The following is a 26,341-nucleotide window of genomic DNA, read 5'->3' as shown; positions in this document are numbered from 1 at the left end:
TCCGTCTGGTTCGGATCGTCCGGGATGACGAAGCCGTAGCCCTTGCCCGCGTCGAACCACTTAACACGCCCGGTGATGCGCAGCGCGATCGCTTGCGCCTCCACCTCATCCAATTCCAAAGCCGCCATCTGCCCCTCGGCCCACTACTTGGCCAAGTATAACACTGTTCTTGTAACTTGAGGGTCGTCAATGGGATTTTGGCGAGAGCAGTAAGGCGCAGGCCCTATGGCGGCGCGGCGCGTGGCAGTCCCTAGGGGAGTCGAACCCCTCTTTTCAGGTTGAAAACCTGACGTCCTAACCGATAGACGAAGGGACCGCGGCGTCGCGAAGGGCGGCTCTATAGACCGCCTTGCCCGGGCCGCGCAAGGCCGCCGCCGGGCGGGTCAGGCGAGCGCGGCGAGCACCTGTGGGACGAGGACGTCGAGGTCTGCTGGACGGCTCGTATCCACGCGGATCAGGACGCCCACGCCGAGCGGGGATTCATAGAGCGCCGCACGGGCCGGTTGCCGTCCTTGCAGACGTAGGTGAGGTCGAGGCGCTCGGCGAGCGCTCTGGCCAGCGTCGACTTCCCCGCGGCCGGATAGCCCGACATCACCACGATGCGCCCCATCCCGCCTCCGCGAGCTGATCGAGGGTTTCGTGACAGTCAGACTGTCATCCGCTCAGCGAGGCTGTCAAAGCCGCCGGGGATCGGCGACGTCCTCGATCTCGAGCTGGACGCTCTCGCGGCCCTGCCAGTCGTCGGGCTTGAGGCGTCCCACCACGTGCACCGCGCCGCCCTCCTGCAGCAGCCGGCGGCCGGCTTCGGTCTCCTCCACGCGCCAGGCGACGGCCTTCACGCGGCCGCCGGAACCGTCGGCCAGGGTGCAGCGGACATGGCCGCCCCTGAGCGCCGCCGGCCGCTCGATGCGCGCGTTGGCGCAGGCGAACAGCGGCTCGGGATTGCCCGGCCCGAACGGCGCCAGGCGCTGGAAGTCAGCCCAGAGCGCCCGGTCGCAGGCCCGGGCGGTCACCAACGCGTCGATGTCCAGACCATCCTCGGCGGCGGCGAGACCGGCCTCATCCGCCAGGCGCTCGCAGAGGAAGGCGCGAAGCTCAGGGATGGCGTCGGGGCGGACCGACAGCCCCGCGGCCATGGCGTGGCCGCCGCCGGCCAGCAGCAGGCCCTCCTCGAACGCCGCCTGCACCGCGCGGCCGAGGTTGACGCCCGGCTGCGAGCGGCCCGAGCCCTTGCCGACGTTGGCGGCGCGATCGATGCCCACGACGAGCGCCGGCTTGCGGTAGCGCTCGCGCAGGCGGCCGGCGACGATGCCGATCACGCCCGGATGCCAGCCGTCCGCGGCGACCAGCAGGCACGGTGCGTCTGCGGCCTGGTTGGACTCCTGCTCGACCATGCGGACGGCGGCCGCGAGCACGTCGGCCTCCACCTCCTTGCGCGAGGCGTTGAGCGCATCGAGCTCGGCGGCGAGGCGGGTGGCGGCCTCCGGATCGTCAGTGGAGAGCAGGCGCGCGCCCAGGTCCGAGCGGCCGATCCGTCCGCCGGCGTTGATCCGCGGCCCGAGGATGAACCCCGCATGGAACACCGAGGCCGGCCCCTTGCCGTTCGCCACATCCATGAGCGCCTTCAGCCCCGGATTGCGCCAAGCGGACATCACCTTCAGCCCCTGGGCCGCGAGCGCGCGGTTGAAGCCGGTGAGGTCGGTGACGTCGCAGATGGCGCCCATGGCGGCGAGGTCGAGCCACTGCCGCAGGTCCGGCTCGGCCCGCTCGCCGAACAGGCCGCGCCGGCGCGCCTCGCGGTTCAGCGCCGCCATCAGCACGAAGGTGACGCCCGCCGCCGCCAGGTTGCCCTGCCCCGAGACGCAGTCGGGCCGGTTCGGATTCACCAGGGCGGCCACTCGCGGGATCTCGCCGCCGCGCATCAGGTGATGATCGATCACCACCACGTCGAGCCCGATCTCGGCGGCGCAGGCCAGCGCGTCGTGCGCGGCGGCCCCGCAGTCCACGGTCACCACCAGCTCCGCGCCCTCGGCCTTCAGCCGGCGGAAGGCGGCCGGCGATGGGCCGTAGCCCTCCGCGACGCGGTCCGGCACGTAGATCGGCAGCTCCGCGCCCAACGCCCGGAACCAGCGGACCAGCTGGGCGGCGGAGGTGGCCCCGTCGACGTCGTAGTCGGCGAAGACCACCATCGGCCGTTTCCGCTCGAGCGCGTCGACCAGTATCTCGGCCGCGCGCTCCATGTCGGCGAAGGCGGAGGGATCGGGGAACAGCGCCCGCAGCGTCGGAGTGAGGTAGCTTTCGCCGGCGGCTTCGCTGACGCCTCGGGCGGCGATCGCGCGCGCCAGGGGCTCGGAGAGGCCGAGGCCGAGCTGGTGGCGCCGGACGAGCTCGGGGTCGGCCGGCCGCTCGCGCCACAGCCGCCCGGACAGCGAGCGGGTGACCCCGAGATAGCCCAGCTGTCCGCCGCCGTCCGCCATGCCCGCTCCCGACCCCGGCTGCACTATCGGCCCGCGACGCGCGAGTCGCCAGCGCCCAGCCTCTAAGCCGCAGGTGCGTCAGGTGCGGACGCAGACCATCACACCGCCCGCTTCATGCGCACTTCGCGGACGGTGCGGGTGGCGGAGTTCATCACCAGGGTATGGGTGTGCACGAAGCCGGCCTCGAAGCGGACGCCGTCAAGCAGCGCGCCCTTGGTCACGCCGGTGGCCGCGAAGATGGCGTCGGCGCGGACCATCTCGTGCAGGTCGTACTTCTTGTCGAGGTCGCTGATGCCGACCCGGGCGGCCCTGGCCCGCTCGTCGGCGTTGCGGAACACCAGGCGGCCCTGGAACTGTCCGCCGACGCACTTCAGCGCGGCGCAGGCGAGCACCCCTTCGGGCGCCCCGCCCTGCCCCACGTACATGTCGACGCCGGTGGTCGGATCGGCGGTGTTGATCACGCCGGCGACATCGCCGTCGGTGATCAGGTGAATGCGGGCGCCCACGGCGCGCAGGCTGGCGATGATCTCGGCGTGGCGCGGCCGGTCGAGCACGCAGACCGTGACCTCCGAAGCCTCGACGCCCTTGGCCTTGGCGATCGCCTTGACGTTGTCGGCGGGGCTGCGGTCAAGGTCGATGACGCCCTTCGGAAAGCCCGGACCGCAGGCGATCTTGTCCATATAGGTGTCGGGTGCGTTGAGCAGGGTGCCTTTGGGCGCCCAGGCCATCACCGCCAGCGCGTTGGCCATGGCCTTGGCGGTGAGCGTGGTGCCCTCCAGCGGATCGAGGGCGATGTCGATCTTCATCTTGCCGGTGCGCTTGCCGACCTTCTCGCCGATGTAGAGCATCGGCGCCTCGTCGCGCTCGCCCTCGCCGATGACGATCTCGCCGTCGATGTCCAGGCCGTTGAGCGCGGTGCGCATGGCGTCGACGGCGGCCTGGTCGGCGGCCTTCTCGTCGCCGCGGCCCGCCAGCTTCCAGGCGGCGATGGCGGCGATCTCGGTCACGCGGACCGCGTCCAGCACGAGGCTGCGATCGAGGACCTGGCTGCGTTCGAGAACTTCACTCATCCTACGCGTCTCCTCGAGCGCCATCCGGGCGCGGTGTGGGCTTCCCGTGGCTCAGATGCGCGCGATGCGCAACAGCCGCGGCCGGTCGATCACCGCCGGCAGGCCCGCGATCCGCCCGATGGCCGCCTTCAGCACCGACTCGGCCACCGCATGGGTGGTGAGCACGATGGGCACACCGCCCGCATCCTCCACAGGCTTCTGCAGGAAGCTCTCGATACTAACTCCCGCCTCGGCCAAGGTTTCCGAGACCGCGGCGATCACGCCGGGCTCGTCCTTGACCAGGAAGCGCAGGTAGGCGCGGCCGACGCTCTTCGAGGGATCCACCGGCGTGAACGGCGCAAGCGTCCGTGCCGGCGCCTGGAACACCGGCCGGACCGCCCCGGTCGCCACGTCGGCGATGTCGGCGGCGACGGCGGCGGCGGTGGGGCCCGCGCCTGCGCCCGGCCCCTGCAGGAAGATCCGGCCGATGCGGGCGCCCTCGATGAACAGCGCGTTCAGCGCCCCCCCGGCCTGCGCCAGCGGATGGTTCAGCGGGGCCAGCGACGGATGCACCCGGACCAGCACGCCGTCCGGCGAGCGGTCGGCGGAGGCCACCAGCTTGATGCGATAGCCAAGGTCGCGCGCGAGCCGGATGTCCAGGAGGTCGACCTGATCGATCCCCTCGATTTCGGCGGCGGCGAAATTGGGTGCGCAGCCGAAGGCGAGCGCCGCCAGGATGGAGATCTTGTGGGCCGCATCGAAACCGCCCACGTCCATGGTCGGATCGGCCTCGGCGTAGCCCAGCCGCTGGGCCTCGCCCAGCACCTCGGCGAACGAGCGGCCGGTCGCCTCCATCTCGGTCAGGATGTAGTTGCAGGTGCCGTTGAGGATGCCGGCGACCGACTTGATCTCGTCGCCGACCATGGCCTCGCGCAGCATCTTGACCGCCGGCGTGCCGCCCATCACCGCGGCCTCGAACAGCAGCGGCGCGCCCGCTTCCTCGGCGAGCGCCGCGAGCTCGGCGCCGTGCTCGGCGATCAGCGCCTTGTTGGCGGTGACCACGGGCTTGCCGGCCCGGAGCGCCGCCTCGACCGCCGCCTTGGCGGGCCCGTCAGAGCCGCCGATCAATTCGACGAACAGGTCGATCGCGGGCGAGGTGGCGAGCGCCACCGGATCGTCGAACCACGGCAGGTTGGCGATGTCGAACGGCCTGGGCCGCGAGCGCGAGCGCGCCGAGACGCCGCCGATCGCCACGCGCCCGCCGGCCGGCGCGAACTGCGGCCGCTCGGAGAGCAGATTGAGCAGCCCCGCGCCCACGGTCCCCAGCCCCGCGATCCCGATGCGCCAGGTCTTGGCGGCCGCCTTCGCCATCACTGCGCGGCCAGGGCGTTGTGGGCGCGGCCGAGGATCTCGTCGGCGTTGGCGAGGAAGCGCTTCACGTTGCGCGCCGCCTGACGGATGCGCTGCTCGTTCTCGACCAGGCCGATGCGCACGTAGCCTTCGCCGTATTCGCCGAACCCGGAGCCCGGGGCGACCGCCACGCCGGCTTCTTCCACCAGCAGCTTGGAGAACAGCATCGAGCCCGCCGCGCGGAACGGCTCGGGCAGCGGCGCCCAGGCGAACATCGAGGCCGGCGGGGCGGGAATGTCCCAGCCGGCGCGGCGCATCGAGTCGACCAGGCAGTCGCGGCGACGCCGGTAGGTGGCGCGGATCTCCGCGACGCAATCCTGCGGGCCGTTGAGCGCCGCAGCGGCGGCCACCTGGATCGGGGTGTAGGCGCCGTAATCGAGGTAGGATTTCACCCGGGCCAGGGCCGCGCACATCCGCTCGTTGCCGACCACCATGCCCACCCGCCAGCCCGCCATGGCGTAGGTCTTGGAGAGCGAGTTGACCTCCACGGCGATGTCGCGCGCGCCCTCCACCTGCAGGATCGAGGGCGGCGGATTGTCCTCGAAGTAGATCTCCGAATAGGCGACGTCGGAGAGCACCAGCATGTCGTGCTTCTTCGCGAGCGCGACGACCTCCTTGTAGAAGTCGAGGTCGACCCATTGGGCGGTGGGGTTCGAGGGATAGCTCACCACCAGCACGCTGGGCGGCGGCGCCGAATGCTTGACGGCGCGGGCGACGCCGGAAAGGTACGCCTCGGGCGAGAGCGCCGGCACGTGGCGGATCACCCCGCCGGCCATGATGAAGCCGTAGGCGTGGATCGGATAGGCAGGGTTCGGGCAGACGATGACGTCGCCCGGCGCGGTCAGCGCCTGGGCGAGGTTGGCGAAGCCCTCCTTCGAGCCGAGGGTGGCGACGACCTCGGTCTCCGGGTTCAACGCCACGCCGAACCGACGGGCGTAGTAGCCGGCCATCGCCTTCCGTAGCCCGAGGATTCCCTTGGAGGCGGAGTAGCGGCCGGCCTTCGGATCGCGGGCGGTCTCGATCAGCTTGTCGACGATATGCTTCGGCGTCGGCATGTCGGGATTGCCCATGCCGAAGTCGATGATGTCCACGCCGTCGGCGCGCAGACGCGCCTTGATGCGGTTCACCTCCTCGAACACGTAGGGCGGGAGGCGTCGGATGCGGTGGAATTCCGGAGTCATCGGAGAAAGCTCTAGCGCCGCATGTATTGAGGGCCCGTTGCGGCTGATGGGAGCTGAGGCGAGGCATGGATAGCCCGCGGACCCGGGGCAGCCAAGCCGAGAGCGAAATATCTTGCCTCCGCAGGCCCTAGCGACGGGGCGGCGGAGGCGGTGTAGCTCGCGCCCGCGCCGAGCGGGCGAAGGCGCCGGTGTCGTCCGAGGCCGTCGGCGCGGGTTCGGACCCGGCGGCGGCGCGGGCCTGCGCGGCGAAGGCGTCGGTGCCGGTGAGCGACCATGTGTCGGGCGCGGTCGCGGCTTCCAGATCCGCGGCGGCCTGCTCGATCGTCTTCGCGGCCTGGCCGTATTGACCCGGCGGGCGTACGTCCTTGGGCGAGGCGGGAATGTCGGAAAACGTCGGATAGGCGCGGTTGACGCTCGCCACCCTGGCCACCTCCGCCGCGACCGGCGAGTCGGGATCGACCTTGGCGTCGGCGAACGGATTGCCGACGCAGCCGCTGATCACGGCGCAGGCGCCCGCACAGCCGGACAGCCGCAGCGCCAGCCGCGCACAGCCGCGAATCGCAAAATGGCGAGCGAGGGCATACATTTCGGCCACGGTCTTATGCGATGATCGCCGCCGTTGAAAGGGCGCGCGCCGTCGCTCCCTTGCGAAAGGCGCGTGATGAGCGAGCAGACCTCAGGGCCGCAGAACCCCGCTCCCCTCCGGCGCGACAAGGATGATCCGGCCGCCGCGCCGAAAGCTGCGGCCCGGGCGGAGGCGCCGAGCTTCACGCCCGAGCAGCGCACCCAGATCGAGACGCTTTCGATCAACCTGGCGCGGGCGGCGATGACCGCCCAGGGCGCGATCGCCGAGATGGCGCTGAAGAACGCCGAACGGCCGGCGGCGCTGACCCCTGATCCCTTCCACGTCGCCCCGGCGCTCACCGAGGTGATGGGCCGCCTCGCGGCTCAGCCGGACAAGCTGATGCGCGCCCAGGCCGACCTGTACAGCCGCTACCTCGATCTGTGGCAGACGGCGGCGCGGCGGATGTCGGGCGAGGCGCCGCAGCCGGCGGCCAGCCCGGCCCGTGGCGACAAGCGCTTCGCGAGCCCCGACTGGAGCGACAACCCGATCTTCGACGTCATCAAGCAGTCCTACCTGATCACCTCCGGTTGGCTGAACGAGCTCGTCGCGGGGGTCGAGGGCGTCGAGCCGATGACCAAGCGGCGCGTGGAATTCTTCACGAAGATGCTCACTGACGCGCTCTCGCCCTCGAACTTCCTGATGTCGAATCCGGAAGCCCTGAAGGCGCTGGCCGACAGCGGCGGCGAGAGCCTGGTGAAGGGCATGGAGAACTTCGCCGCCGACCTGGAGCGCGGCGGCGGCCAGCTCGCCATCGCCCAGACCGACTACCAGATGTTCCGGATCGGCGAGAACGTCGCCACCGCGCCCGGCAAGGTCGTGTTCCGGAACGAACTCATCGAGTTGATCCAGTATTCTCCCACAACGGATCAGGTGTGCGAGATCCCGCTGGTGATCTTCCCGCCGTGGATCAACAAGTTCTACATACTGGACCTCAGGCCCGAGAACTCGATGATCCGCTGGCTGGCGGCCCAGGGCTTCACCGTCTTCGTGGCGTCGTGGGTGAACCCCGACCCGCGGCTCGCGGAGAAGACCTTCGAGGACTACATGCGCGACGGCATCTATGCCGGCGTCGCCGCGGCCATGGACCAGTGCGGCGTCAAGCAGGTCAACACGGTCGGCTACTGCATCGGCGGCACCCTGCTCTCGGCGACGCTGGCCCACATGGCGGCCAAGGGCGTGGCGCCGATCGGCTCGGCGACCTTCTTCGCGGCGCAGCAGGACTTCTCCGAGGCCGGCGACCTCCTGCTGTTCACCAGCGAGGACTGGCTGGCCGACCTCGAGAAGAAGATGGACGAAGGCGGCGGCGTGCTCTCGGGCCAGACCATGGCCGACACCTTCAACGCCCTTCGCGCCAACGACCTGATCTGGTCGTTCTTCGTGAACAACTACCTGCTGGGCAAGGAGCCCAAGCCGTTCGACCTGCTGTTCTGGAACTCCGACCAGACGCGGATGCCCCGGACGCTGCACCTCTTCTACCTGCGGAAGTTCTACGGCGAGAACGCCCTGGCGAGCGGCGAGCTGGAACTCGACGGGGTGAAGCTGGACCTGAAGTCGGTGAAGACGCCGATCTATGTGCAGTCCTCGAAGGAGGACCACATCGCCCCGGCGCGATCGGTCTACAAGGGCGCCCAGCTGTTCGGCGGCCCGGTCACCTTCACGCTGGCGGGCTCGGGCCACATCGCCGGCGTCATCAACGCCCCGGCGGCCAACAAATACCAGCACTGGACGAACGAGGCCCTGCCGCCCACGCTCGAGGCATGGCAGGCGGGCGCGACGGAGCACGCCGGTTCCTGGTGGCCGCACTGGGCCGCATGGCTGAAGCAGCGTTCCGGCGATCTCGTGCCGGCCCGCGACCCCTCCGGCGGCAGGCTCGCGCCGCTCGGCGATGCGCCAGGCGAGTACGTGAAGGTGAAGAGCTAGGGCAGCTCCAGGCCGACCTGCGCCAGCAGATGGCGGCGGGTCGCCTCCTCGAAGACGCTCGGCCACTGCGCTCCGACACGTTCGGCCAGGCGGCGGGCGCGCGGCAGGAAGACCGCGGCGATCTCCTGGTTGGCGACGAAAAGGCGGTCGCGGTCGGCGCCGGCCGGAGCGAGGCCCTCCAGCGCCGCCCTCTGCTCGAGAGTCAGGAACGGATTGCGCCGCAGCGCGCCGCCGCGCTCGGCCGGCCCGACGCCGTTCTCCTCCAGCATCAAATCCACCGTCAGCCGGCGCAGGATCTCCAGGCCGGAGAGGGCGAGGATCCACTCCTGGCGCCCGACCGCGACCGGCAGCAGCCCCGCCACCCGGAGGAACTCGTTGATCAGCGGCAGGACGCTCTCGGCCGTGGCGCGATAGGGTTGCGGCTCACGCGAAGGCGGGGCCCGGCGGCCCCGGTTGAACAGCGGCTGCAGCTTCGCAGAATCGTAGCGCGCGAGATCGCCCGCCTCGACGAAGCTCAGGTCGAAGCGCCGCCAGTCGGTGGTGACGACGTTCACGATCCGACAGCCGTAGAGCGGGTTGACCAACGCCGGCTCGGCGATCGCCGAGAGATCGGCGGCATAGCGGAGGCCGACCTCCGCGGCAGAACGGTCGGCGACCAGGATCAGCACGTCGACGTCGCTGAAGGCGTCGCCCTCACCGCGTCCGAGGCTGCCGGCCAGCCACGCCGCCTCGATCTCGGCGTCGCGCGCGAGGACGGCGGTGATCGCATCGGTCAACGCCTGCTGGTCCGCCGTGAGCGCCAAGGCCGCCTCCCGGTCCGAGCCTACCGCAGCGGTCCAAAGCCAGCTACCGGGCTCGGGTTACTAACGTTTAATGCGTACTACCTTGCATAGACCACTACCTTGCGGTACCGAAATGGCAGGCAAGGAGGCGCGCGGCCGTGCCCGAGGGCATCGAGATCCAGCTGAAGAAAGGGGTCCTGGACCTGTGCGTCCTGGCGCTGCTCTCCGATCATGACAGCTACGCCTACGAGATCGCCCAGCGCCTAGCCGACCTGATCGGCATGGGCGAAGGGACCATCTATCCGCTGATGCGCCGGCTGCAGACCGAGGGCCTGGTCGAGACCTATCTCCAGGAGAGCCCCGCCGGGCCGTCGCGCAAATACTACCGGCTCACCCAAGCCGGGCGGGCGAGCTTCGCCTCGCAGAAGGCGGCCTGGGCGTCCTTCGCCCGCGCCGTCGAGACCATTGTTGGAGGGGCTGCATGACACGTCAGGCCTTCATGGCCCGGCTCCGGGAGGGTCTGCGCGGGCTGCCCGCCCAGACCCAAGCCGAGATCCTGGCCGACTACGAGACGCATTTCGCGGAGGCCGGGAACGCGGGCCGTCCCGAAGCCGAGGTCGCCGACGCGCTGGGCGATCCCGACCGGCTGGCGCGGGAACTGCGCGCCGAGGCCGGCCTGAAGCGCTGGGAGGAGGCGCGCACCCCCTCCTCCGCCGGCGCGGCGGTGTTCGCGGTGCTGGGCCTCGGCGCGCTCGACCTGATCTTCCTGCTGCCGATCCTGATGGGCGTCGCCGGGGTGATCATCGGCATCGGGGTCGCGGTGGTCGCGGTGTTCCTCGCGGGCGTGGCGGTGTTCGCCGCCGGCCCGTTCGTGGGCGTCCCGGGCGGCGCGGGCGCAGCCCTGCTGGGCGGCCTGGGCGTGATGGCCGCGGCCGCCTCGGCGGGCGCGGTGCTGACCATCGTCACCATCGGCCTCGTCAACCTGCTCGTCTGGTACGGCCGCCTGCACTACCGGCTGCTCAAGCCGGCGCTGGAGCCGCAAGCGCAAGGGAGCGTCGCATGATCCGGGTCCTGTCCATGATCGCCCTCGCCGGCTTCTTCCTGTCGGTGGTCTGTCTCTCGGCCGCGGTCGCGCTGGGCGGCCCGGACCTCATCACCTCCGCCGCCTGGGGCTGGTCGGACCGCGGCGTGAACGTCCACTGGACCCATACCGGCCCCTACACCGGACCCGAGACCACCCGCGAGCTCCCCTGGAAGGGCGGCGAGACCCTGGTCGTGCAGATTCCGGCCGACGTGACCTTCACCCAGGCCGACGGTCCGCCGCGGCTGGTGGTGCGCGGACCCAAGGAGGCGCTCGACGGCCTGGTGCTCGACCAATCCATGATCGCGCCGAGGGACATCGGCGACGGCCAGGACGGGCGCACCGTCTATGACGACGCGGCGATCACGATCGAGCTCACCGCGCCGAAGGTGACCACCTTCCAGGCTTACGACTCCGGCAAGCTGGAGATCCGCAACTATCACCAGGACCGACTGCATATCGGCACGTTCGGGAGTCGCGACGTGACGGTCGAGGGCGCCGCCAGGCGGCTCGACCTGATCATGAACGGCGCCGACCAGGTGGACCTGTCGCATCTGGCGCTCGACGAGGCGGCGGTGAACCTGCAGGGCTCGGGCCAGGCGACGCTCGCGCCGAAGAGCTGGGCCAAGCTCGACGTCTCGGGCTCCGGCGAGTTGACCCTGACCCGCAAGCCGAAGCAGCTTCAGACCAATGTGACGGGCTCAGGCCGCATCATCCTGCCGGAGGCGGACGCGGGCGCCTCGGAAACGGACTCCGGGAAGCCGAGCTAGGCCGGGACGAATTTCAGGGCCACGCCGTTGTTGCAGTAGCGCAGACCCGTGGGCTTGGGGCCGTCGTTGAAGATGTGCCCCTGGTGACCCAGGCACTGGGCGCAGTGGTACTCGGTGCGCGTCTCGATGGCGAGCAGGTGGTCCACCTTGGTGCCGAAGGAGCCCGGGATCGCGGTGTAGAAGCTCGGCCAGCCGGTGCCGCTCTCGAACTTCCACGCCGACTTGAAGAGCGGAAGCCCGCAGCCCAGGCAGACGAAGGTCCCCTTGCGGTGCTCGCCGAGCAGCGGACTGGAGCCCGCCCGCTCGGTGTCCTCATGCCGCAGCACCTCGTAGGACTCCGGCGGAAGCCGCTTTTTCCAGTCGGAGTCGGTGAGCTTGCGCCACGGAGACTTCGCGAAGCGGTCGGCCGCAACCGCCAGGCGCGGGACGGCCAGGAACAGGGTGGTGGCCAGGAGGAAATCCCGGCGGGCAAAGGGCATGGTCATGACCCCTGATACGTACGCAGCCGAGGCCCGGATGCAAGGCCTTCAGGCGACCGCTTGATCGTCTTGCGATCGATTCTCGGCGAACAGCCGGGCAATCGCGGTCATCAGGGTGTCGGGCGTGAAGGGCTTGGCCAGGAAGTCGGTCATGCCGGCGGCCAGGCACGCTTCGCGATCGCTCATCCGCGCGTTGGCGGTCATCGCCAGGATCGGCGCCCCTGCGGAGGGCCCGCCCCCGGCCCGGATGCGCCGCGTGGCCTCCAGCCCATCCATCTCCGGCATCTGCACGTCCATCAGGATCAAGTCGAAGCCGCCTGCCTCCGCCGCCTCGACCGCCTCCAGGCCGTTGACGACCGACGTCACCTCCAGGCCCATCTGCTCCAGGATGGTGCGTGCGAGCAGCGTGTTGATCTCGTTGTCTTCCGCCAGCAGCACTCGACCGGCCGCGGACTCTGCGGCGGGCTCGGCGATCGCGATCTCCTCGGTCGGCTCGTCCGCGGGCGCATCCGACAGCAGGCGGCCCAGACAACCGAGCAGCATCTTCAGCCGCACCGGCTTGGTGACGAAGGCGTCGACGCCCGGCCGCACCGCCCCTTCGCTCGGCTCGCCGATCGAGGAGGCGATGACGATCTTGAGGTGGTCGTCCGGACAGGCGGCTCGGATCTCGGCGACAGCGGTCTCGCCGGACATCTCCGGCATCATCTGATCCATCAGCACGAGCCGGAACGGCGCGCCGCCGGCGTGGGCCTGCCGCACCGCGGCGATGGCCGCCGACCCGCTCTGCGCCTCCGCCACGATCGCGCCCTCGTCCTCCAGCTGCCGGCGAAAGATGCGGCGGTTGAGCTCGATGTCGTCGACCACCAGGATGCGCGCGCCGCGCAGGTGGGCCGCCCGCGGCCGCAGCAGGCTGGTTCCGGTCTCCAGCTCGAGCTCGAACCAGAAGACCGCGCCCCCGGCGTCGCTGTCGCGCACGCCGATCTCGCCGCCCATCAGCCCCACCAGCTGCCGGCAGATCGAAAGCCCCAGGCCGGTGCCGCCGTACTTGCGGGTGATCGAGCCGTCGGCCTGCTCGAACTTATGGAAGAGCTTGGCCTTGGCCTTGTCGCTCAGGCCGATGCCGGTGTCCTCGACCTCGATGCGCACACGCACCGGGCCATCGCCCTGCCGCAGCGCGCTGACCTCGACCGCGATGTGGCCCTCGTCGGTGAACTTCACGGCGTTGGAGAGCAGGTTGAGCAGCACCTGCCGCACGCGGGTGGGGTCGCCGCGGAAGGCGCCGCGGGCGGCCTCGTCCACATAGGCGGCGAGCTCGATCCCCTTCTCGCTGGCCCGAGGCGACAGCAACTCGACGGCGTCCTCGACGACCTCGGTGAGGCTGAAGTCGATCGCCTCCAGATCGACCTTGCCCGCCTCGAGCTTCGAGATCTCCAGGATGTCGTTGATGATGCCCATCAGGGCGTCGGCCGAGACGCGTACGGATTCGGCGTACTTGCGCTGCTCGGGCGTGAGCGAGGTGCGCAGCAGGAGCCCGTTCATCCCGATCACGCCGTTCATCGGCGTGCGGATCTCATGGCTCATGTTGGCGAGGAACTCGCTCTTGGCCTGGTTGGCGGCCTCAGCGGCCTTGCGCGCCTCCACGAGCGCCAGCTCCGCCTGCTTGCGCGCGGTGATATCGGAGAGCACGCCGAAGTTGACCTCCGGCTGGCCGTCGGCGTCCACACGCCGGGCCGAAGCGGAGGAAACCCACACTTCGCGGTCGGGCAAATTCAGGCGGTACTCGGAGACGAACGGCGTTTCGCCGCCGGGGTGGGCCGCGAACTCGGCGAGGACCCGCTCGCGATCGTCGGGATGCACATTGGCCCACGGATCGGCGCGGAAGTCGCTGAACCCGACGGTGCTTGCGCCGCGGGTCACGTCGGCCCCGCTCAGGCCCCACATCTCCTCGGTGCGGTAGTCCATCTCCCAGACCTGGATGCCGGCCAGCCGGATCGCCGACTCCAGGCGGCGCTGCAGGCGCTGGGCCTCGTAGGATCCGGCCTCCTGCTCAGCCGATTCCCGCAACATCGAGAACACGCCGGCGACCGCGCCCTCGCCATCGCGCCACGGCGCCATGACGATGTCCGCGGTCATCACCGAACCGTCGAAACGGCGGATTCGCACCTTGTCGCCGCTCATGGTGTCGCCCGCGAGGACCGCGTCGAACATCGGCTTCCAGAACACCGCCTTGGGATCGAGGTCGTAGAGCCGGCGGCCGACCGCCTCGTCGGCGGCCATCCGCATCTCGAACTCCCAGCGCTCGTTGACGTGGACGATCGTGAGGTCGCGGTCATAGACGACCATGGCGACGGGCGCGCTGCGGGCCACCGCGCCGAGCGTCTCCAGGACCGCCGCCCGGACGGTCTCAGGATCAACACCTCGCTTCTCGGTTCCGCTCTTGCGACCGGACTTGGCCATGACCCCGCCCCGCTTCTCCCCAGGCTGGACCATGTCGCAAATCGGTTAACAGGGTATTGGACCACCCAATTTGTGCGGCGCTTTCAGCCGCTTAGCCGCCACGACTCGCCGCCGCTCAGGCCGCCGCTCGGCGCGGCTTCAGAGGCCGGCGCTCTCCTCGAGCCCGAGCATCAGGTTGAGGTTCTGGACGCAGGCGCCCGAGGCGCCCTTGCCCAGGTTGTCGAGCAGCGCCACCAGCCTCGCCTGACCGCGCTGGCGGTTGCCGAACACGAAGAGCCGCATACGGTTCTCACCGTTCAGCGCCTCCGGATCGAGACCGGGCACATAGCCTGCCGCTCCGGCCCGGGCCGCAGCGAGTTCGGCGCATTCCGCCTCGGAGGCGACCTCGATGAACCGCTCGCCCTCGTACCAGGCGGCGAGCGCGCGGCGCAGGTCCTCCGGGTCCGGCCCGCCCGGCAGCGCCCAAAGCTGCAGCGGAACCTCGACGATCATCCCCTGGGCGTAGCGGCCGACCGATGGCGCGAACAGCGGCGGATGCTCCAGGCCGGTGCGCAGCTGCATCTCCGGCACGTGCTTGTGCGCCAGCGTCAGGCCGTAAGTCCGGTAGACGTCGGACGCGCCGACGGGCGGCTCAGCCTCCATCTCGGCGATCAGCGCCTTGCCGCCGCCGGTGTAGCCGGAGATCGCGTTGCAGGTGAGCGGCCAGTCCGGCGGGATCAATCCCGCCTCGACCAGCGGCCGAACCAGCGCGATGAATCCCGTCGAGTAGCAGCCGGGATTGCTCACCCGCTTGGAGGCGGCGATCGCCTCGCGCTGCCCCCTGCAGAGCTCGGGGAAGCCGAACACCCAGTCCGGCGCGACCCGGTGGGCCGTCGAGGGGTCCACCACGCGCACGCTGTTGGAGGTGATCAGGTCCACCGCCTGGCGCGCCGCCTCGTCCGGCAGGCAGAGCACGACGGCGTCGACGCCGTTAAGCAGCTCGGCCCGGGCCTCGGCGTCCTTCCGCCGGGCCGGATCGATCGACACCAGCTCCAGGTCGGGCCGGCCCGCCAGGCGCTGGCGGATCTGCAGGCCTGTGGTTCCGGCTTCGCCATCGATGAAGACTGTGTGGGGCATCGCGAAATTCCAGTCCGAACAGAGAAGGGGCGCTGCGGTCTCCCGAAGCGCCCCCGGACCCGTACGCGAGATCGCTCGCGCGGCTCAGCGCTTCGAGAACTGGAAGCTGCGTCGGGCCTTGGCCTTGCCGTACTTCTTGCGCTCCACGACGCGCGGGTCGCGGGTCAGAAGGCCATGCGGCTTGAGGACCGCGCGCAGCGCGGGCTCGTAGTAGGTCAGCGCCTTGGAGATGCCGTGGCGCACCGCGCCGGCCTGGCCGGAGAGCCCGGAGCCCTCCACCGTGGCGATGACGTCGAACTGGCCGGCGCGATCGGCGAGCTGCAGCGGCTGGGCGATCATCATCCGCAGCACCGGGCGCGCGAAGTAGACCTCCTGGTCGCGGCCGTTGATGGTGATCTTGCCCTTGCCCGGCTTGATCCACACGCGGGCGATGGCGTTCTTGCGCTTGCCGGTGGCGTAGGCGCGGCCCTGGGCGTCGATCTTCGGCTCGCGGACGACCTCTTCGGCCTGCGTGCCCATGCCCTTCAGGGCGTCGAAGCCGGTGGCTTCCGTGGCGGGGGTTTCCGACATCGCTCTTATGCGCTCCGCACGTTCTTGGCGTTCAGCTCGGCGAACGCGATGGTCTCGGGGTTCTGGGCGGCGTGGGGATGCTCGGCGCCGCGGTAGATCCGCAGGTGGGTCATCTGCTTGCGGGCCAGCGGGCTTTCCTTGGGCAGCATGCGCTCGACGGCCTTCTCCAGCACCCGCTCGGGATGCTTGCCGCCGAGGATCTGGCCGGCGGTGCGCTGCTTCACCCCGCCCGGGTGGCCGGTGTGCCAGTAGAACACCTTGTCGGTCAGCTTCTTGCCGGTGAGCTTCACCTTCTCGGCGTTGACGATCACGACCATGTCGCCGCAATCCACGTGCGGGGTGTAGTCGGGCCGGTGCTTGCCGCGAAGGCGATTGGCGACGAACGACGCCAGGCGGCCGACCACGGCGTCCTGGGCGTCGATCACGATCCACTTCTTCTCGACCTCGGCGGGCTTCAGCGAAGCCGTGGTCTTCATCATGGGAACCGGTCCGTGGGCTAGGGTCGGGACGCGACGCCGCCCCGAGATGAGCGGCGCATATGCCGATCCCCGGCGCGACTGTCAACTCGCGATCTACACGCGAGCGTCAGTGCATTGTTTTCACTGATCGTTTTCTAGGGCGGTATTATTTTACCGCCATCTCGTCCTTCAGGTAGTTGGCGCTGAGCGTCTGCTTCTCCCGGGCGAGCGGAAGCAGCGTCGGATAGAACTGCACGAAGGTGGTGTCCACCGCCGCGTGGGCCTCGTGGCAGGCGATGCAGCCGGCGTTCGCGGGGATCATCTTGGCGGGCGCCTCCCCCGCTTCCTCGAAGCCGAAGAACGCCCAGCCGCCGGTCGCCTTGAAGCGCGCCTCGTCCTTCACGTGGACCTCCCGCGCCAAAACCTCGGCCTGGAACTGGCCGCGCTTGTTGATCGAGCCCTTCTGGATCGCGCGGCGCGCCTCGAGGATCATCACCGTCTTGTCGGGCCAGTGGCCGGTGCGCTGGAAAGCCTGATAGGCGCCGCGGTTCACGAACACGTTGTCCAGCACGTGCAGGTCGGGATCGCCGCCCTTGTCGACGTAGGACATGTCCATGCCTGTCGAGAGGTAGACCCAGGTGCGGTAGTCGTTGGGGAACTCCAGACGCCCGTCGGGCGTGAAGCGCGGCGCCTCGCCTGGCGCGGCCGCCCGCGACGCCGCCCCCAATCCGAGGACCACAGCCGCCGCACCGGCGATGAGCGTTCCCAATCCCAACCGCATGGCCCCCTCCTGGCGGATTGCGGGGCAATTTGCCGCGGCGCCCGTTGCGGCTGCAATGACGGTTTTCCCTCGTTTCTGGACGGTTCAGACCCGCCGCACCCGCCAGGCGAAGGCGACCGCGAGCGAGAAGGTGATCGCCGCCATGAGCTGATGGGCGACGCCGAGCGCGATCGGCACCGCGGTCACCAGGGTCGCGATCCCGAGCAGGACCTGCAGCAGCACCGCGGCCGCGACCGCCAACCCCAGGCGCTTCGCGTCCGGGGCGAGATCGCCTGCGCGCCACGCCGCCCCGCCAAGCGCGAGCGCGGCGATCAGCGCGATGTAGGCGACCAGACGATGGTGCGACTGCACCGCACCCTGGCTGTGGGCGAGCGTCGCCCAGAGACTCGGGCCGGCATAGGGGTGCGGCCAGAGGCGACCGGCGAACAGCGGCCAGTCGTTGAACACCAGTCCCGCGTGGTTGCCGGCCACCAGCGCGCCGAGCAGGACCTGGAAATAGAGCAGACCCGCAAAGGCGAGCGCGCGGCCGCCCCAGGGGCTCGGCAGGGTCTGCCGCGCCAGGCCGGCCGCGGCGTCGAGCGCGGTCCAGACCAGGGCCGCCAGCAAGACGAAGGCGAGCCCAAGATGGAGCATCAGCCGCTCGGGCGCGACATAAACCCGGTTCTGCAGGCCGCTGGACACCATCCACCAGCCGACCGCGCCCTGCAGGCCGCCCAGCAGGAAGATCGCCGCGAGCCGCCACATCAGCCGGCCGGACAGCTGGCGCCGGATCGCGAACCACAGGAACGGGACCAGGAACACCACGCCAAGCAGGCGGCCGAGCAGCCGGTGCGACCACTCCCACCAGTAGATGAACCTGAACTGGTCGAGGCTCATGCCGCGGTTCAGCAGCTGGTACTGCGGGATGTGCCGGTAGCGGGCGAACTCGGCCTGCCAGGCGGCCTGATCGAGCGGCGGGATCACGCCGGTGACCGGGGCCCACTCGGTGATCGACAGCCCCGAGCCGGTGAGCCGCGTCGCGCCGCCCAGGATCACCATGCCGGTGACCACCGCCGCCACCACGATCAGCCAGACGGCCACCGCGCGCGAGCGGTCAGAGCGCAGGAACGAGGTCATGGATCGCCCGCTAGCGCCAATCGGCGCCTGCGTCCATGCTTCCGCCCCGTCGCCGGGATCGCTAAGAGCGGACGATGAGCGCCCGCCTGCGCAAACTGATCGGCATGCTCGCGATCCTGGCCTTCCTCGCCGCCTACGTGGTCGCGGTGGCGACGCTGGGCGACCGGGTGCCGAGGATCTGGTGGGCGCAGGTCATCTACTTCGGCGTCGCCGGCGTCATCTGGGGCGTGCCGCTGTTCCCGCTGATCGCTTGGATGAACCGGGGGCGGTGACGTCCGCAATTAAGCGCTTGCGGGGGCGGCCGAAGCCGTTAGAAGAGCGCCCTCGCCGCAGGGCCTCGGAGCGTAGCGCAGTCTGGTAGCGCACTTGACTGGGGGTCAAGGGGTCGCAGGTTCAAATCCTGTCGCTCCGACCATCGGCCCGGCGGCGGCGCCTGTTCCGACTCAGGCCCCGAGCTTTACCGGAATCGCGAGCGCACCGTCGCCGAGGCCGAGCGCCTGGGCGAGGTCGGCGTCCCAGCCGTAGGCGTCCTTGGCGAACCGCACCTCGCCGTCGTCGACGTAGGCGGTGAGATAGAGCAGCCGCACCGGCACGTCGGCGTCCAGGCTCACCGAGGCGGTTTCCCCGGAGGCCAGGCGGTCGTCGAACTGATCGGCGGCGCCGAACTGCTCGGCCACCAGGTGCGCGAAGCCCACCGCGTCCTCGACCCGCACGCAGCCGTGGCTCAGGTGCCGGTCGGCGCGCTCGAAGGCGGCCTGCTCGGGCGTGTCGTGCAGGTAGATGTCCTGGTCGTCATCGAGATCGAACTTCACCGCGCCCAGCGACGAGTCGGGTCCCGCCTCCTGGATGACGCGGCCGTCGACGATCCGCATGTCGTGGCGGGCGAGGTAGCGGCGGCCCTTCGGCAGGATCTCCTTGGCGGCGATCTTCTGCGGCACGATCCACGGCGGATTGACGACGATGCGGCGGAAGCTGGCCTGCAGCAGCGGCGTCTCGTGGCCGCGGGCGCCGGCCACCACCTTGCGGCTGTCCAGCACCGCCCCGTCCACGAGGAACCACAGCCGGGCGGCGGCGACGTTGACGTCGATGCGCGTAGGGGGCGGACTGCGGTCGAGCCAGCGCAGCCGTTCGAGGTTGAGCGCCAGGGTGCGGGCGCGGGCCCGCAGGCCGGCGTTGCCGGGGTGCGCGCGGCTCGCCACCCGAGCCCCCAGATAGGCTTGCGACAGGGCGCGGTAGGTCTCGTCATGGGGCGGCAGGGACGCGAGCCACGCGCCGAGCCGGCGCTCCGCCAGCGCCGCGTGAAGCTCGCCGGCCAGGTCGCCGCGGTTGGTCTGCAGACTGAAGGTCTCGTGGACGCGCTTCGGATCGACCACGCCGAACGCGAGCGCGCGGGCGTACGCCAGCGCCACGGCGGTGAGCCGGCCGGGATCGCCCGGCCCGGCGGCATCGAGCGCATGGGCCAGCACGGAGGCGTCGAGTCCTTGGGCGTGGGCGCTGCGGAGCGAGGCCTCGAGCGCAGCGGTCGCCTCGGGCGTCCAGGCATCGGCTTGCTCGACGGCCGCCGCGGATTGGCCCGCCTGGGCGTGCTGGGCCAGGGCGGGCCGGGCGAACGCGGCCAACAGCACGCTCGCCGCAAGACTTACGCCTAAGCTATGGTCACGCCTCGATTTTCCCGCAACCCTTCGCATTGCGGGCGGGAAACTCCCGTCGCGCCCGTCGGATGCATGGCGCGGGATGACTTGGGCGTGATTTCTTCGCCGGTGGCGCTAAAGCCGCACGCTCGCCGTCCGGCCGCCGCGGATGGTGACCCGGCGCATCAGCGCCATCTCGCGCCCAGCCACGCCGGCCGGCGGCCGGGCGACGGTGATCACGAACCAGGAGCCATCCGGCAAGCCGGTGAAGGTGAAACGCCCCGCGGCGTCGCAGGTCGTGCGGTGGACGAAGTCCGAGTAGTCCTGGCTGCGCTCGGGCGGCGTGCGGCCCCGCACCTCTTCGGCCGGCTCGGCGGCGGATTGGTCGGAGCGGTAGAGGATCATCATCCGCGCGCGGACCCAGGGCGTCTCAGGCGTCAGCACCACGGGCGCCGAGGCGCAGCTGTAGGGCACGCCGGCGACGCGGTAGGTGAGCTGGCCCTGGATCGCGCCGCCCCCGGCCGCGCGCGACCAGGCGAAGTCCGCCGTCCGGAACTCCACCGTGCCGCGCGGGAGCGCCGCCACGGGTGGGGCGACGCCGCCTCCCCCGCTTTCGCTGGCGCAGGCGCTCACCAGCACAAAGGCCCCAAGAACTGCAGCTTGTCGTACGTACATGGCGTCCCCCTCAAGCTTGATCACAGTCGCATAGCCGCAGCGGCCGGGAAAGCGCCCGGCGCCTCCTAGCCGCCGCGGAACAGCCGACGGCGCACGGCGCCTTCGGTCCAATGATCCTCCTGGGCCTGCTGCAGCCGGATCGCCGCCTTGGCGGCCGCCTGCACCTCCTCCAGCTGGGCGCCTGGGCCGATATCCCGGGCGAGCACGTCGAGCCGCCCCGCCAGCACGCGGCTTCGCTGCGCCTGCTCGCCGAGCGACAGCGTCGCCTCCAACGCCAGGCCGGCCGCTCCGATCGCCGGGACGATGGCGCCGGCGACCGTGACGAGGCCGCCCAGCCAATGCGGCGCCTCCGCGCCCAGGATGCTCATCCCGAACGCGGCCGCCACATAGACCAGGAGCCCGCTCAGGAGGATGGCGAGGCTCGCGTTCTCCACCTGATGCACGCGATGGGCGATGCGCCCGTTGATGACCGATTGCCCGCGGTGGTAGTGCGCCTGACCCGCGATCAGCTCGTCGACCGCCCAAGCGCCCCAGGCGCCGACCCGTTCGGCCCCAAAGGCCCCGTTCGGCAGTCCCGCAAGCCGCCGGACGTGGCGCGCCGGCTTGACGCTGGAGAGCCCGATGCCGTGCGGCACGGTGCTGACGCCGATCGCCCAGGCGACGCGCTCGCGCCGCAGGTCTTCCGCCAGGCGGCGGGCGTGGCCCCAGCGCTCGTTGCGCCGACCGCGCTCGGCATCCGCCCAGAGCAGCAGCGCAAAGACCGCCAGCATCAGCTCGGCCGTCACGCTCGCCAGCTTGATCTCGGGCCAGAGCGCCGAGGCCGAGCCCACGAACGCCATCAGGATCGCCACCGCGAGCAGGATCACCTGGTGGGAGCGGTGCACCGAGCCCAGGGCGCTGGCCCTCGCGTCGGCGGCGGCGTAGGCCTCCGTGAGGCGCGCGAAACCGGGCTGCGCCAGCAGGTCAGCGGGCGGCTGAGCGCCCGCGAACGGCGTCGATCGGCCGCCCAGCCAGCGGCGAAACAGCCGATACACGTTGGAGTGCGGTTCGCGGCGGCCGGAGGCGGGCAGGTCGATCTCGTCGTGAACGTCGCCCAGGCCGAGATCGGCGAGCGCGTCGTGCAGCGCCTTCGGATTGGCCGCGCGCACCAGCGGCTCGCGCGCGAACTGCAGCTCATCCAGGAACTCGAGGAAGCCGAAGTCCTCGTCGAGGTGTTCGGGGCGGATGATCCTGAGGGTCGTGCGCTCCCCCGGCTGCGCCCACAACACCGGGATCCCATGCTCGAGCGCCAGGCGGACCGCATCTGCCGTGCCGCCCGCGCCGCGCGCGTGCTCGCCTGTCCACACCACCACCAGGAGGTCCGCGGCGCCGATCAGCCAGCGCGTCTGGGACAGGTGCGGGTTGCGGCCCAGCGACTCCGAGGTGCGTCCATCCAGCCAGGTGGCCGACTCGATGAGCGCCTCCGAGCCCGGCTCGAACGGCGTGTCGAGGAAGGGGAACACCGCATGGATCGGGCCCAGCCCCTCGTCGCGCCAGGCGCGCGCCGCCAGAAGGTCGGCGCCGGGGGCGAGCCCGGTCACCAGCCGCGCCTCGCTCACGCCCGCTTCCGAGAGCATGGCGAAGGCGCTCCGCAGGCTCGCCAGCGCGGCGACCGGATCGCCGAGGTCCTCGGGCCGGTTGTGGCCCGCGAAGGCGACCTGGGTGAAGTGCAGCCGCGGTCGCGGCGGCTGCGCAGTCGGCGTGGGCTCGGCTGCGGCGGCCTTGACGACTTTCGAGCGCGCTCTGGAAGGCGAACTGGCGACTGACACGCGCTCCCCCGCCCGCGGCCTCAGTAGGGAACGTAGTTGTCCGCCGTCCGCGCGGCGTGCTCCGACTTCTTCTTCCGCGCGGCGTGCGGCTCGGCAACCGGCGCCTCCGGTCCCGGCGCGGCGGCCGCTGCGACCGGCGGCGCGGGCGGCGGCGGAACGAGAGCCGGATCGGGCGCGACCTGGATGGAGACCTGCTGCAGGCCCGTGGGCGCAGCCGGATGCACGGCCGCCATGATGCGCGGGCCAGGCGCGGCCGGCTTGTGGCGAAGCACGCCCGGCATGATCAGGCCCGCCGCCAGCGCCACGGCCGCAGCGGCCGACAAGGCGATGTACAGGGGTGCGCGCGAGCGCTTGACCACCTCCACACTGTCCGGCGGCGGCGCGGCGGCCGAACGCGCGGACCGGGGCGCGGCGGGCGGACGCGCGGGCCGGGGCGGGGCGGCCGGAACCGGCTCTTCAGGCGCCGGCGGCGCCGCGGCGGCGACCTCGGGGCGCTCCACGCCCGGATCGGCCGGCTCGACGGTTGCCGGGGCGCCCTGCGCCTCCCGCGTCGCCGCCGATATCCGCTGGGAGAGCTGCTGGATCGCGAACTCCCAGTCGGCGAAGAAGTCGATCCACTGCCGCGTGGCGAATTCGTAGGCGAAGGCGTCGTTCGGCGTGACGTCCTCGATGCGCAGGGGCACAACGATCAGCTTGCTCTGGCTGGCCAGCGCCAGCTCCTTGTTCATCTCGTCGGAATTGTTCGAGTTCGACGTGAACACCAGGAGCATGATCTTCGCCTGGCGGATGGCGCGCACGATGGCCGACTGGAAGTTCTCGCCGGGCTGGATGTCGCGCGCCGAGATCCAGCACTTGAATCCACGGCTTTCCAGCGCCGAGCACAGGGTCATCGCGACCTTGTGGTCCTGCGACGCGAAGCTGATGAAGATGTTGGCGTCCATGATTCCCCGACGCGCAAAGCCGCCGCACTCGGCCCTTGGTAACTAGCGGGTTCGCCCGGCGGGCCGCAACCAATAACTGATCGCCGTTCGCCTGCGCATGGCCAGGCGTCAGCCGCTGCCCGAGCCTTGCAGGAGGGCGTCCAGCCGCCGCTTGGCGGCCTCCAGCTCTTCGAGCATTTCGCTCAGGCGCGCGCCGCCGCCGAGCTCCGCCGCGGCTGCGGAGGCCGCCGAACTCGATCCGGCCAGGTCGCCCTGCCCTGCCGCCACCAGCCGGCGCAGGCCCTGCTCGCGATGCAGCCGCTGGACGCCTTTGATGGTGTAGCCCTCGTCGTGCAGCAGGCGGCGCACGCCCCGCAGGACGGCGATGTCGCTCGGCCGGTAGAAGCGTCGTCCGCCCGCGCGCTTCATCGGCTTGATGAAGGCGAACTTGGTTTCCCAGAAGCGCAGCACGTGCTGCGGCACGTTCAGCTCGTCGGCCGCCTCGGAAATGGTCCGAAAGGCTTCCGGGCCCTTCGCCACCTGGCTAGCGGATCCTCACCGCGACAGCGCCCGGTCGACCCGCGCCTTCATCACCTGCGAGGCGCGGAAGCCGATCACTCGCCGCGGATCGATGGCGGCGGGCGCGCCGGTCTTTGGATTGCGGCCCATCCGGGCGCGCTTTGCGCGCACCTGGAACACGCCGAAGCCGGACAGCTTGACCTGCTCGCCGCGCTCCAGCGCCTTGGCCATCAGCTCCAGCACGCGCTCGACGAGCTCCCCGCAATCCTGACGGGTGAGCCCCACTTCCTCGTGAACCGCCTCGCAAAGGTCGGCTCTCGTCACCGTGTCGCCTTTCATGCTCGCCCGTTCCCCCGAAGCGATAAGATGAGCCTGCCCTGATTGTCTCATGACGTCAAAGACTTCAAGCAGCGGTTTGGAGAATGTGCTTGAGCCGTCACAGGCGAAGCACGCAGGCGCCCCAGGTGAGCCCGCCGCCCATCGCCTCAAGAAGCAGCAGCTGGCCAGGCTTCACGCGCCCGTCGCGCACGCCCGCGTCGAGGGCCAAGGGGATGGAGGCGGCCGAGGTGTTGGCGTGCTGGGCGACGGTCGAGATCACCTTGGCTTCGTCGATCCCGACCCGGCGGGCGACGCCTTCCAGGATGCGCTGGTTGGCCTGGTGCGGGATGAACCAGTCGACGCTGTCGACGGCGATGCCGGCGTCATCCGCGGCGGCGTGGATCGCCTCGGAGATGTTCACCACGGCGTGCCGGAACACCTGGTTGCCCTGCATGCGCAGGTGGCCGATCTGGCCGTTGCTCGACACCCCGCCGTCCACATAGAGCAGGTCCTGCTTGGCGCCGTCAGCGCGCAGGGCGAAGCCGAGCAGGCCGCGGTCGGCGGTGCTCCCCTCCCCGACGCGCGGCTCGAGCACGACCGCCCCGGCCCCGTCGCCGAATAGCACGCAGGTGCCGCGATCGGTCCAGTCCATCAGCCGGGTCATCGTCTCGGCGCCGATCACCAGGGCGCATTTCGAGCGCCCGCGGCCGACGAAGCCGTCCGCGACCGAGAGCGCATAGACGAAGCCTGAACAGACCGCCTGGACGTCGAAGGCGACGCCGACCGGACAGCCCAGCTTGCGCTGCACGATGGCCGCCGTGGCCGGAAAGGTGAGGTCGGGCGTGGTCGTCGCCACCACGATCAGGTCCACGTCGGCGGGCGTGCGGCCGGCGGCGGCCAGCGCCCGGGTCGCAGCGGCGACGGCGAGATCGGAAGCCGCCTGGTCGGGTGCGGCCTTGCGCCGCTCCTGAATGCCGGTGCGTTCGCGGATCCATTGGTCGGAGGTGTCGACCACCTTGGACAGGTCGGCGTTGGTCACGACCCGGTCGGGCAGGTAGCTGCCGACGCCGGTCACCACGCTACGCAGGACGCTGGTCAATCAGTGCGCTCCATCGGCCGCGGTCGGGCCCGTCTCCGCGAGGGCGGCCGGGAGCCTCCTCATATTGCGTTCGATCTCCCCCGCGAAGCCGCTTTGCGCCAGGTCGACCGCGACACGAAGCGCCTGGGCGAAGTCGCGGCCGGTGGCCCCGCCGTGCACCTTCAGCACGAGGCCGTTCAGGCCGAGCAGAGGCGCGGCCGGCGGCGGGTTCATCTTCTCGCGGAACCTGCCGAGCGCGCTACGGGCCAGCAGCGCGCCAGCCAAAGCCAGCGGCCCGGAGCTGAGCGCGCCGCGCAGCTCGCCGACGACGAAGCGGCCCACGCCCTCCATGGCCTTCAGGGCCACGTTGCCGGTGAAGCCGTCGGTGACCACCACGTCGATGCCGCCGCGGGTGATGTCGTCGCCCTCGACGAACCCACGGTAGTCGAGCTCGAAGCCGCCCTCGCGGAGCACGCGGTTGGCCTCGCGCACCTCCTGGTGCCCCTTCATCTCCTCCGAGCCGACATTGAGCAGGGCCACGGTGGGCCTGGCCTTGCCGTAGGCGGCGCGGTGGTAGGCCTCGCCCATAATGGCGAACTCCACCAGCCGCTCGGCGTCGCAGTCGACGTTCGCGCCCACGTCGAGGAAGGTGGTCGTCCCCCTGGGCGTCGGCACGCCGACGACCAGGGCGGGGCGCTCCAGGTCGGCGCTCATCCGCAGGATCAGCTTGGAGATCGCCATCAGCGCCCCGGTATTGCCGGCCGACACCGCCGCGGCGGCCTCGCCGGCGCGCACGGACTCGACGGCGTTCCACATCGACGAGCCCTTGCCGCGCCGCAGCGCCTGCGCGGGCTTCTCGTCCATGCCGATGACCTTCTCGGCATGGCGGATGATCACCCGCCCCGCCGCGCCGGCGTGCTGCGCCACCCGCGGCGCGAGCAGCGCCTCGTCGCCGTGCAGCAGGAAGCAGACCTGGGTCGGGGCTTCGGCGAGCGCGCGCGCAACCGCCGGGATCACCACGGACGGTCCGTGGTCCCCGCCCATGGCGTCGATGGAGATAACCAGCGATTGGGTCAAGGCGGCGCTGTCGTCCCTCAAGCGGCCAAGCCCGCGGAATCGC

General features: G+C 70.8%; 27 protein-coding genes and 2 tRNA genes. 6 read left to right on the top strand and 23 right to left on the bottom strand.

All coding sequences use genetic code 11. The features are described from left to right. Positions 1 to 241 precede the first annotated feature (241 nt). From Q0W60_RS08005 to Q0W60_RS07975, 7 genes are all read right to left on the bottom strand, one after another. Positions 242 to 316, bottom strand: a tRNA-Glu gene (locus tag Q0W60_RS08005). Positions 317 to 454: 138 nt separating this feature from the next. Further along, entirely contained in the window at positions 455 to 610 is a 156-nt protein-coding gene (locus Q0W60_RS08000; protein ID WP_297694334.1) for a hypothetical protein, read from the bottom strand. 64 nt (positions 611 to 674) lie between these two features. Continuing rightward, complete coding sequence (gene recJ, locus Q0W60_RS07995; protein ID WP_297694332.1) at positions 675 to 2,477, bottom strand: single-stranded-DNA-specific exonuclease RecJ; 1,803 nt, start codon at positions 2,475 to 2,477, stop codon at positions 675 to 677. A gap of 98 nt (positions 2,478 to 2,575) precedes the next feature. Further along, a complete protein-coding gene (glpX, locus tag Q0W60_RS07990; protein WP_297694330.1) occupies positions 2,576 to 3,547 on the bottom strand; it encodes a class II fructose-bisphosphatase in 972 nt (323 codons plus the stop codon). Between the two features lie 51 nt (positions 3,548 to 3,598). Beyond that, a complete protein-coding gene (locus Q0W60_RS07985; protein ID WP_297694328.1) occupies positions 3,599 to 4,897 on the bottom strand; it encodes a homoserine dehydrogenase in 1,299 nt (432 codons plus the stop codon). Continuing rightward, positions 4,897 to 6,117 carry an LL-diaminopimelate aminotransferase gene (locus Q0W60_RS07980; protein ID WP_297694326.1) on the bottom strand — a complete coding sequence of 407 codons (1,221 nt, stop codon included), beginning with the start codon at positions 6,115 to 6,117 and terminating at the stop codon, positions 4,897 to 4,899. Before Q0W60_RS07980 ends, Q0W60_RS07985 begins: the two co-directional genes overlap by 1 nt. Before the next feature lie 127 nt (positions 6,118 to 6,244). Next, entirely contained in the window at positions 6,245 to 6,703 is a 459-nt protein-coding gene (locus Q0W60_RS07975) for a hypothetical protein (RefSeq protein ID WP_297694324.1), read from the bottom strand. A 240-nt stretch (positions 6,704 to 6,943) separates the two neighbouring features. On the opposite strand from Q0W60_RS07975, the gene phaC reads away from it, so the two are divergent. After that, a complete protein-coding gene (gene phaC / locus Q0W60_RS07970; RefSeq protein WP_297694338.1) occupies positions 6,944 to 8,662 on the top strand; it encodes a class I poly(R)-hydroxyalkanoic acid synthase in 1,719 nt (572 codons plus the stop codon). Here phaC and Q0W60_RS07965 read toward each other — a convergent pair. Continuing rightward, positions 8,659 to 9,465 carry a nucleotidyltransferase domain-containing protein gene (locus Q0W60_RS07965; protein ID WP_297694322.1) on the bottom strand — a complete coding sequence of 269 codons (807 nt, stop codon included), beginning with the start codon at positions 9,463 to 9,465 and terminating at the stop codon, positions 8,659 to 8,661. The two genes, phaC and Q0W60_RS07965, sit on opposite strands and share 4 nt — an antisense overlap. Before the next feature lie 137 nt (positions 9,466 to 9,602). On the opposite strand from Q0W60_RS07965, the gene Q0W60_RS07960 reads away from it, so the two are divergent. Genes Q0W60_RS07960 through Q0W60_RS07950 form a run of 3 tightly spaced genes read left to right on the top strand, consistent with a single transcriptional unit; the run spans position 9,603 to position 11,295 of the window. Next, a complete protein-coding gene (locus Q0W60_RS07960) occupies positions 9,603 to 9,929 on the top strand; it encodes a PadR family transcriptional regulator (protein ID WP_297694320.1) in 327 nt (108 codons plus the stop codon). Next, the gene (locus Q0W60_RS07955; protein WP_297694318.1) at positions 9,926 to 10,507 is read left to right on the top strand and encodes a DUF1700 domain-containing protein; all 582 of its coding nucleotides are present in this window, start codon (positions 9,926 to 9,928) and stop codon (positions 10,505 to 10,507) included. The genes Q0W60_RS07960 and Q0W60_RS07955 overlap by 4 nt, the downstream gene beginning before the upstream one ends. Then, on the top strand, positions 10,504 to 11,295 hold the full coding sequence (locus Q0W60_RS07950; protein WP_297694316.1) for a DUF2807 domain-containing protein: 792 nt from the start codon (positions 10,504 to 10,506) through the stop codon (positions 11,293 to 11,295). The genes Q0W60_RS07955 and Q0W60_RS07950 overlap by 4 nt, the downstream gene beginning before the upstream one ends. On the opposite strand, the gene msrB is transcribed toward Q0W60_RS07950, so the two are convergent. The 7 genes from msrB to Q0W60_RS07915 form a co-directional block, all read right to left on the bottom strand. Continuing rightward, positions 11,292 to 11,780 carry a peptide-methionine (R)-S-oxide reductase MsrB gene (msrB, locus tag Q0W60_RS07945; RefSeq protein ID WP_297694314.1) on the bottom strand — a complete coding sequence of 163 codons (489 nt, stop codon included), beginning with the start codon at positions 11,778 to 11,780 and terminating at the stop codon, positions 11,292 to 11,294. The genes Q0W60_RS07950 and msrB overlap by 4 nt on opposite strands. A 42-nt stretch (positions 11,781 to 11,822) precedes the next feature. Continuing rightward, entirely contained in the window at positions 11,823 to 14,231 is a 2,409-nt protein-coding gene (locus Q0W60_RS07940) for a PAS domain-containing hybrid sensor histidine kinase/response regulator (RefSeq protein ID WP_297694312.1), read from the bottom strand. Between the two features lie 138 nt (positions 14,232 to 14,369). Then, positions 14,370 to 15,347, bottom strand: coding sequence for an N-acetyl-gamma-glutamyl-phosphate reductase (gene argC, locus Q0W60_RS07935; protein WP_297694310.1), 978 nt, complete (start codon positions 15,345 to 15,347; stop codon positions 14,370 to 14,372). Between the two features lie 84 nt (positions 15,348 to 15,431). Continuing rightward, on the bottom strand, positions 15,432 to 15,917 hold the full coding sequence (gene rpsI / locus Q0W60_RS07930) for a 30S ribosomal protein S9 (protein WP_297694308.1): 486 nt from the start codon (positions 15,915 to 15,917) through the stop codon (positions 15,432 to 15,434). Between the two features lie 5 nt (positions 15,918 to 15,922). Further along, positions 15,923 to 16,396, bottom strand: a complete 474-nt coding sequence (rplM, locus tag Q0W60_RS07925; protein ID WP_297694306.1) for a 50S ribosomal protein L13 — start codon at positions 16,394 to 16,396, stop codon at positions 15,923 to 15,925. A 145-nt stretch (positions 16,397 to 16,541) separates the two neighbouring features. Then, on the bottom strand, positions 16,542 to 17,156 hold the full coding sequence (locus tag Q0W60_RS07920; protein ID WP_297694304.1) for a cytochrome P460 family protein: 615 nt from the start codon (positions 17,154 to 17,156) through the stop codon (positions 16,542 to 16,544). A gap of 84 nt (positions 17,157 to 17,240) precedes the next feature. Then, on the bottom strand, positions 17,241 to 18,272 hold the full coding sequence (locus Q0W60_RS07915) for a COX15/CtaA family protein (protein ID WP_297694302.1): 1,032 nt from the start codon (positions 18,270 to 18,272) through the stop codon (positions 17,241 to 17,243). Positions 18,273 to 18,346: 74 nt separating this feature from the next. Here Q0W60_RS07915 and Q0W60_RS07910 point away from each other — a divergent pair, with 74 nt between their 5' ends. Together Q0W60_RS07910 and Q0W60_RS07905 are read left to right on the top strand one after the other, a co-directional pair. Then, positions 18,347 to 18,544, top strand: coding sequence for a DUF2842 domain-containing protein (locus Q0W60_RS07910; protein ID WP_297694300.1), 198 nt, complete (start codon positions 18,347 to 18,349; stop codon positions 18,542 to 18,544). Positions 18,545 to 18,610: 66 nt separating this feature from the next. Continuing rightward, a tRNA-Pro gene (locus Q0W60_RS07905) sits at positions 18,611 to 18,687 on the top strand. Between the two features lie 28 nt (positions 18,688 to 18,715). Here Q0W60_RS07905 and Q0W60_RS07900 read toward each other — a convergent pair. The 8 genes from Q0W60_RS07900 to plsX all read right to left on the bottom strand — a co-directional run bounded on the left by Q0W60_RS07900 (position 18,716) and on the right by plsX (position 26,298). Beyond that, positions 18,716 to 19,897: a L,D-transpeptidase family protein gene (locus Q0W60_RS07900; RefSeq protein ID WP_297694298.1), complete on the bottom strand. Its 1,182-nt coding sequence runs from the start codon at positions 19,895 to 19,897 to the stop codon at positions 18,716 to 18,718. 141 nt (positions 19,898 to 20,038) lie between these two features. Further along, a complete protein-coding gene (locus Q0W60_RS07895; RefSeq protein WP_297694296.1) occupies positions 20,039 to 20,578 on the bottom strand; it encodes a hypothetical protein in 540 nt (179 codons plus the stop codon). Positions 20,579 to 20,643: 65 nt separating this feature from the next. Further along, complete coding sequence (locus Q0W60_RS07890) at positions 20,644 to 22,386, bottom strand: hypothetical protein (RefSeq protein WP_297694294.1); 1,743 nt, start codon at positions 22,384 to 22,386, stop codon at positions 20,644 to 20,646. A 20-nt stretch (positions 22,387 to 22,406) separates the two neighbouring features. After that, positions 22,407 to 23,327 (bottom strand): toll/interleukin-1 receptor domain-containing protein, encoded by a 921-nt coding sequence (locus tag Q0W60_RS07885; RefSeq protein WP_297694292.1) that lies wholly within the window; start codon positions 23,325 to 23,327, stop codon positions 22,407 to 22,409. A gap of 108 nt (positions 23,328 to 23,435) precedes the next feature. Further along, entirely contained in the window at positions 23,436 to 23,846 is a 411-nt protein-coding gene (locus Q0W60_RS07880) for a MerR family transcriptional regulator (RefSeq protein ID WP_297694290.1), read from the bottom strand. A gap of 15 nt (positions 23,847 to 23,861) precedes the next feature. After that, a complete protein-coding gene (locus Q0W60_RS07875) occupies positions 23,862 to 24,164 on the bottom strand; it encodes an integration host factor subunit alpha (RefSeq protein WP_297694288.1) in 303 nt (100 codons plus the stop codon). A 97-nt stretch (positions 24,165 to 24,261) separates the two neighbouring features. Continuing rightward, complete coding sequence (locus tag Q0W60_RS07870) at positions 24,262 to 25,242, bottom strand: beta-ketoacyl-ACP synthase III (protein ID WP_297694286.1); 981 nt, start codon at positions 25,240 to 25,242, stop codon at positions 24,262 to 24,264. Beyond that, positions 25,243 to 26,298 carry a phosphate acyltransferase PlsX gene (gene plsX / locus Q0W60_RS07865; RefSeq protein WP_297694284.1) on the bottom strand — a complete coding sequence of 352 codons (1,056 nt, stop codon included), beginning with the start codon at positions 26,296 to 26,298 and terminating at the stop codon, positions 25,243 to 25,245. Positions 26,299 to 26,341 lie beyond the last annotated feature (43 nt).

It is taken from the genome of Phenylobacterium sp., assembly GCF_025934275.1.
GTDB lineage: Bacteria > Pseudomonadota > Alphaproteobacteria > Caulobacterales > Caulobacteraceae > Phenylobacterium.
This window is presented reverse-complemented; position numbering and strand designations above follow the sequence as displayed.